This is a genomic window from Streptomyces sp. 8K308, from assembly GCF_004348315.1.
Classification (GTDB): domain Bacteria; phylum Actinomycetota; class Actinomycetes; order Streptomycetales; family Streptomycetaceae; genus Streptomyces.
Genome location: NZ_SMKC01000425.1, coordinates 1 through 5,327, shown reverse-complemented (window position 1 = coordinate 5,327; position 5,327 = coordinate 1). Strand labels below are relative to the sequence as shown.

3 protein-coding genes and 3 pseudogenes are annotated in these 5,327 nt (G+C 70.9%); 4 read left to right on the top strand and 2 right to left on the bottom strand.

What is annotated here, in order from left to right:
- Positions 1-120: pseudogene (locus tag E1265_RS39995) on the top strand (IS982 family transposase); the annotation flags it as partial.
- A gap of 29 nt (positions 121-149) precedes the next feature.
- Here E1265_RS39995 and E1265_RS33160 read toward each other — a convergent pair.
- Positions 150-1,106, bottom strand: a complete 957-nt coding sequence (locus E1265_RS33160) for a helix-turn-helix domain-containing protein (RefSeq protein ID WP_132934666.1) — start codon at positions 1,104-1,106, stop codon at positions 150-152.
- A gap of 102 nt (positions 1,107-1,208) precedes the next feature.
- Between E1265_RS33160 and E1265_RS33155 the strand changes: the two genes are divergently transcribed.
- Together E1265_RS33155 and E1265_RS33150 are read left to right on the top strand one after the other, a co-directional pair.
- The gene (locus tag E1265_RS33155) at positions 1,209-2,240 is read left to right on the top strand and encodes a saccharopine dehydrogenase NADP-binding domain-containing protein (protein WP_132934665.1); all 1,032 of its coding nucleotides are present in this window, start codon (positions 1,209-1,211) and stop codon (positions 2,238-2,240) included.
- A 431-nt stretch (positions 2,241-2,671) separates the two neighbouring features.
- Positions 2,672-3,070 (top strand): gamma-glutamylcyclotransferase family protein, encoded by a 399-nt coding sequence (locus E1265_RS33150; RefSeq protein ID WP_243741288.1) that lies wholly within the window; start codon positions 2,672-2,674, stop codon positions 3,068-3,070.
- Positions 3,071-4,101: 1,031 nt separating this feature from the next.
- Here E1265_RS33150 and E1265_RS33145 read toward each other — a convergent pair.
- A pseudogene (locus tag E1265_RS33145) lies at positions 4,102-4,563 on the bottom strand (choice-of-anchor C family protein); the annotation flags it as partial.
- 372 nt (positions 4,564-4,935) lie between these two features.
- Here E1265_RS33145 and E1265_RS33140 point away from each other — a divergent pair.
- Positions 4,936-5,327, top strand: a pseudogene (locus E1265_RS33140) (transcriptional regulator); the annotation flags it as partial.

The window sequence follows — 5,327 nt, the reverse complement described above, 5'->3', positions numbered from 1 at the left end:
AGCCCGGCAGGAGTGGCCGTTCGGATCCTGACGCGTGTCCTCGCACTCACCGCGGCGATCTGGCACAACGACAAGACCGGTCAGCCGGTGAAGCGATCACTGATCGCCTATGACTACTGACCGCAACGACACCCCTTGGACTCATTCATCTAGGGCGTGGGGTTGGTTCGCGTGTCGCGGAAGGCGCGGCGGTAGGTGTCGGGGGGTACGCCGACGGTGCGGTTGAAGTGTCGGCGCAGCGTCGCGGCGGTGCCCATGCCGGTGGTCTCCGCGATGGTGTCCACGCTGTCGCCGGTGGTCTCCAGCAGTTCCTGGGCGCGTCGGATCCGTTGGGTCAGTAGCCATCGCAGCGGGGTGGTGCCGGTGATCGACCGGAAGTGACGGCCCAGGTGGCGGGAGCTCATGTTGGCCCGGCGGGCGAGGTCCATGACGGTCAGTGGCTGGTCGAGGCGTTGGATCGCCCAGGGAAGCAGTTCGGCAAGCGGGTGGTCGTCCTGGGCGGGCACGGGGGCGGTGACGAACTGGGCCTGGCCGCCGGCTCGGTGCGGGGGCACGACCAGGCGGCGGGCGGCGGTGTTGGCGATCGCGGAGCCGTGGTCGAGACGGATCAGGTGCAGGCAGAGGTCCATGGCGGCGGCCTTGCCGGCGGAGGTGAGCACGCTGCCGTTGTCCACGTAGAGCACGTCCGGATCGACCTCCACCCGGGGGTAGCGGGAGGCGAGGGCCTCGGTGTGCGCCCAGTGCGTGGTCGCGCGCTTCCCGTCCAGCAGGCCGGCGGCGGCCAGTACGAACGCGCCCGTGCACAGGGAGACCACCCGCGCGCCCGCTTCGTGGGCGGCGCGCACCGCGTCGACCAGGGCGGCGGGCGGGTCCTGGTCGACGTCGGCCCAGCCGGGGACGATCACCGTGTCGGCGCGCGGTAGCCGGTCGAGGCCGTGGTCGGGCTCCAGCCGGAACCGGCCGACCCGCACGGCGACCGGGCCACAGACGGTGACGTCGTACCAGGGGACCGTCACCCCGTCCGGGGCGGCGGCGAAGACCTCGTAGGCCAACGACAGTTCGAAGTGCAGCATTCCGTCGGTGACGGCCAGCGCGACAGTACCCATGTCCGGAAGTGTACGGGTCGTGTCGTTCCGGACGCTCGCGCCGTCGATCCGCCACCGCCAGACTGGGCGTCGGTTGATGGTTCAAGCACTGCGGGAGAACTGATGGGAACGGCTCACACGGTGACGGTGTACGGCGCCTACGGACACACCGGACGCTTCGTGGTGGCGGAGCTGCTGGATCGAGGCTTCGCCCCTCTGCTGTCCGGACGCGACGCGGACAAGCTGCGGGCGTTCGCGGCATCCCACCCCGGGCTCGACGTCCGGCCGGCCACGATCGACGACCCGGCCTCGCTCGACCGTGCGCTGGCCGGCTCGGCGGCCGTGATCAACTGCGCCGGCCCCTTCGCCGCCACCGCCGCCCCGGTGATCGAGGCGGCGCTACGGGCCGGCATCCCGTACGTGGACGTGGCGGCCGAGATCGAGGCCAACCTCGACACGTTCACGCACTACGCCGATCGAGCGCGCGCCGCAGGCGCCGTGGTGGTCCCCGCGATGGCCTTCTACGGAGCCCTCGGCGACCTGTTGGTCACCGCGGCGATGGGCGACTGGACGGCGGCCGACGAGGCGCACGTCGCCTACGGACTGAGCGGCTGGCACCCGACGACCGGAACGCGCGAGGCGGGCGCCGTCTCCCGGCAGCGCAGGGACGGCCAGCGGGTCCGTTACTCGGGAGGGCGTGTGGAGTACCGCGACGACGCCGCACCGACCCTGAAGTGGGCCTTCCCCGACCCGATGGGGACCCGCGAGGTCATCGGGGAGTTCAGCATGGCCGACATCGTCACCATCCCCAGCCACCTGGCCATCCCCGAGGTGTCCAGCTACATGACGGTCGAGGCGGCGAAGGACCTGGCAGCCCCCGACACGCCGGCACCGGCCGCGGTCGACGAGCGCGGGCGGTCCGAGCAGACCTTTCTCGTCGACGTCCTCGTGCGCTCCAACGGCCGGGAACGGCGAGCCGCAGCGAGCGGCCAGGACATCTACGCCATCACCGCGCCGCTCGCGGTGGAAGCCGTCCACCGCGTCCTCATGGGAAAGACCAGGACGGTCGGCGTCGCCTCCGCCGGCGCGATCTTCGACGCCGCGGACTTCCTCCGCACCCTGACGGCGCACATGTCGATCGACATACAGGAGTAGTACAGGACTCCCCGGCACGAGAAGTCAGCACACCGTCACCGTCATCCAACGGCGCGAAGCAGCGCTCAGCCGGGGCACCCGACGAACGTGTGCAGAGCCGGCGGAGAGGTGCGTGGGGGAGCGACGGGGTTGATGAGCCCATGCCTCCCCGGTCGGGCCCACCAACTTGGCCGGCTTGACGTGGACCGTGGGCAGGCAGCTGCGGCCCCGACTTCGGGCACGTGCGCGGCCGGCCACCCCTGATGTCAGGCTGCCTGGCGCATTGCGCTGTTGCGCGGCCGCCATCCCGGAGACGCGGCGCCAGGGCTATGGTCGCATCGTCAACCTCTCCAGCCACCCGGGCTCGACCGCCCCATGCCGGAAGGAACGAAGCCCACGTGCCCGACCAACACCGCGAAGGCGAAGGGACACCGTCGGGCCGATGTGACCGTGTGGGGTCACTCGGCGAGGCGCCGGAGGCGCTGTTCGTCTACGGCACGCTGCGCTGCGCTCCCGTCCTGCAGGGGCTGACAGGTCGGACGCCCCGCGGCGTCCCTGACTCCGCACCGGGTTGGCGCGTGGCCAGTCTCGCCGGCCGCATCTACCCCGGACTCGTTCCCGGGCCGGGCACGGCCGCCGGCGCCGTGCTGACCGACCTCACCCCCTCCGAGTGGCGGGTGTTGGACGACTTCGAGGGCCAGCAGTATGAGCTCCGCCCGCTCACCCTGACCAGCGGCCGGCAGGCGGTGGCCTACGTCTGGATGGTCAACGAAGCGGTTCTCCCCGCCAACTGGGACCTGGCGATCTTCGAGCGCGACCATCTCGCCGCCTACGTCACGCGCTTCCGATAGCACGCCTCGGACGTGTCGACGGCACCGGGGAACCGGACATAGCGGTCGACGAGGGCGAGCCAGGCCCGGAGTGCGGCGCTTGGGCGATGTGCCGCGGGAGTGGCGATGTGCAGCGTCCAGTGCGAGGGGGCGCCGGCCAGCGGCGAAACGGCCAGGCCCCGGCGGTGGCCCAGCCCGAGGCGTGAGCCGCGGTCTTCGCTTCTTGCCCGGTTCCGCCGCCCCGGCACCCGTCCCCGCCATAGCGACATGCTGTCCATGCCCACCGACAGCATGGCGTCCACAGGTATATGTGCCGGGCCGATGACGACGGCTCAGCCGGGACGCCACCACACGCGTGAACGTCAGCACGCGCCCCGAGTCATCGCGGACCGTGTCCGCTTCCCCCGGGCCAGGCCGGTCGTCCATTCCGGGGCATCGAACTCCGCGCACGCCTCGCTCCACAGCAACCACTCCCGCCAGCCGTCCTCCAACGTGTCCGCGGGTCTCCACCACGACGGACCCGCTCCTCTCCCAGGTCCGCCGCCACCACTCCGCGGTCCGGAACGTCCAGAAGTCCGTACCCACCGACCACGCCGACAGACGCTCCGGCACCGGCTCCACGTCGAGGTCGACCCTGGTCGCCGGCGCCGCCATCCCGATCTGACCGCCCCGCCGCACGCACCTGTGCCAGCGTCGGCGGATACCGGACGTCCGTGCCGAAGTAGTGGTACGCGATCGCTGCGGTGCGCGCACCATCAGCTGACGCACACTCAGGTATCGCGGAAGAGGGCGGTGAACACGCAGTCCGGGTAAGCCGGGGATCTCGCCGCGTGCTCGACTTTCTCGTGGGCCGCCCAGGCCCCGAAGGGGGCGGTGCGCGCCGGACACGTGGTCACCAGCACGATCCCGTAGGCGGCACGGCAGCCCCGCACCGGTCTGGTTCCGGTAGGGGCCGCCGGCGTCCGTGTCGGCCGGGACGGCTTGCTGACGCGCGGACGAGCCGTCCCGGCCCGGGCAGGTGGCTCAGCAGCAGCCCGTGCAGCGGGTTTCGACTTCACGTCGTCGATCACCGGCCCGTAGGGGCCGGTGGCGGTGGTACTGGCGAACGAGGTGGTCGTGGAGGTGCCGATGGCCACGAACGTCACCTGCCGTCCCACGTAGCCCATGTCGGCGCGGGTCTTGCCCGTGGTGTCGAACGAGAAGTCCTGGAAGCTCTGCCCGTCGATGAGAACCTGCCCCGTCTTCACGCCCTGGGGGCCTTCCGGGTTGCCGGCGAGCGCGTACGTCACCGTGTACGTCCTCCCCGGTATCGTCCGGAGGGTCTGTGACACCTTTCCGGGGCCGGTGCCGTTGAGGTCCACCGACTGGCCCCTCTCGGCCGCCTGCCAGAACCCGCTGCCGATCAGGTCCACGGACCCGCTGTCGACCGTCCACGGGCCGATGGACTGGCCGGCCTGGAACGTGCTGAACGCGTTGGCCGGTGCGGCGGGGTATTCGAAGCTTCCGTCAAATCGATGGCCACTATGTGGTTCCTCCTGGTGAAGAAGGTTCGCGAGTGGGAGGCGGCTCCTGGAGCTGTGGACTCGGCTCGACCAGGTTCCGCAGTCCGGACACGCCGAGCCAGGCGTCGTCCTCCGGGCCTCGACGCGTATCGCCTCGTTGTTCATGTCCACCGACAGCACCGCCAGGCCCGCGACGGACGAGAACAACAGCTCCTCCAACCGGAGCACCGACTTCTCCACGGCGCCGAACTGTCGGCCACACCAAGATCACCACTGATCATTTTCAGGCAACTTCCCGAAGGCCCGGCCCGGCGTCAGCCGTCACTCACCGTGCACCTTCACGGAAGTTGAGCCAGAACCGGTTCTCGTGAACAAAGCCACGAGGACCAGGTCCTCGAGGAAGAGGCCTACGAGTGGGTGCGCGGCGTCGAGCTCCGGGACGACGACGAGTGTGCCCAGCCGTTCGCCGTCGGGCTCGATGTGAACATGGCGTTTGCCGCCGCCGCGAACCGCCTCACCGCCGGCCTGGGCGAAGCCGTGCACACCGACGGCCCCCGCTTCGACAAGGCGCTGCCGGGCTGCTGGTACGTCGACCTCTCTGACGTCGAGATCGACCCGCGCCTCCCGTCGCCGTTCACGCCGTCCGGCGAGCGGCCGACGGGCCCGGCCTGGTACGCCACCCCGACCCTGGCCTACGCGGTGGAGCTCGGCGCCGATGTGCGGCCGTTGGAGGCGTGGATCCGCCCGGAGGCCGGCCCGTACCTCGATCCCTGGTA

What these genes read in the sequence shown, in the direction of transcription:
- E1265_RS33160 (WP_132934666.1), bottom strand. Translation starts at nt 1,106, where the DNA reads ATGGGTACTGTCGCGCTGGCCGTCACCGACGGAATGCTGCACTTCGAA.
- E1265_RS33155 (WP_132934665.1), top strand. Translation starts at nt 1,209, where the DNA reads ATGGGAACGGCTCACACGGTGACGGTGTACGGCGCCTACGGACACACC.